General features: G+C 69.7%; 1 protein-coding gene and 1 tRNA gene. Both read left to right on the forward strand.

The features are described from left to right. The first annotated feature begins 108 nt into the window (after positions 1-108). A tRNA-Lys gene (locus tag GKQ77_RS32930) sits at positions 109-182 on the forward strand. Between the two features lie 134 nt (positions 183-316). After that, on the forward strand, positions 317-1,030 hold the full coding sequence (locus tag GKQ77_RS32935) for a FadR/GntR family transcriptional regulator (protein ID WP_219692808.1): 714 nt from the start codon (positions 317-319) through the stop codon (positions 1,028-1,030). Positions 1,031-1,160: the final 130 nt, after the last annotated feature.

Genomic DNA, 1,160 nt, shown 5'->3' on the forward strand with positions numbered 1-1,160 from the left:
TCCCCGATCCTTCCCCGGGGGCCGCCAGGAAGCACCGGAAGGCCGCACCCGGGCACCGGGTGGTCCGGGGCACCCCTCGACATCCGGTAGAGTTATCCAGGTCAGCAGGCGCCGCTAGCTCAGTTGGTTAGAGCAGCTGACTCTTAATCAGCGGGTCCGGGGTTCGAGTCCCTGGCGGCGCACAGACAGCGAAGGCCCTCCGTTCACGCGGAGGGCCTTCGTCGTGTCTCCCGGAGGGCCTTCGTCGCTTCTCCCGGAGGTCCTTGCCCGTGCGCGCGGGGCCGACCCCCCGTATCCGTACCGCTACCGTTGCGCCATGGCGCGCGACATCCAGGAGCGGATCAAGAAGCTCATCATCGATTCCCGGCTGCCCTCCGGGGCCCCGCTCCCCACCGAGCCCGAGCTGATGGAGCGCCTGGGCGTCAGCAGGAACTCCGTACGGGAAGCGCTCAAGGCGCTCCAGGCCATGGGGATCGTGGAGGTTCGGCACGGTTTCGGTACGTATGTCGGTCCGATGTCGGTCGCGCCGATGATCGAGGGCCTTGCCTTCCGCACGGTCGCGGGCCACTACCGCGGCGAGGACAGCCTGCTCCAGCTCCTGGAGCTGCGCGAGGCCGTCGAGACCGGGCTGATCGCGCGCCTCGCGGGCCGGGTCCCGGAGGCCGACCTCGCCGAACTGGACGCCCTGGTGGACCGGATGGAGACCGAGGCCGCCTCCGCGGACGGCGCCGTGCACGCCGAGACCGACCGCGCCTTCCACGCCGCGCTCTACCGCGGCCTCGGCAACCTCCTCCTCGGCGAGGTCCTCGAGGCGTTCTGGGACGCCTTCCACAAGGTCCGCACCGACCTGGTGGACGTGCCGCAGGATCCCAGGGTCACCTGCCGCCAGCACCGCGAGATCCTGGAGGCGGTGCGCTCGGGGGACGCCGTCCGCGCCGAGCAGGCCATAAGGGAACACTTCGGCAACATCCGTACGCGTTTGCGGTCACCCGCCTCAACAGGCGCCCCAAATCGCACTTATGACCGGTAAACCACCTGTTTGGCTCTTGCGATCAAGCCACGGAGCGTAGAACCCTGGCCTGGAGCCATTGGCTCTCATGAGGCGGGCGGTACGGGGCAGTTGGGGGCCCGGGACGACCGCGACAGGCAGGGCCGGGGAC

Source organism: Streptomyces anatolicus, assembly GCF_019400875.1.
GTDB classification, from domain to species: Bacteria; Actinomycetota; Actinomycetes; order Streptomycetales; family Streptomycetaceae; genus Streptomyces; species Streptomyces anatolicus.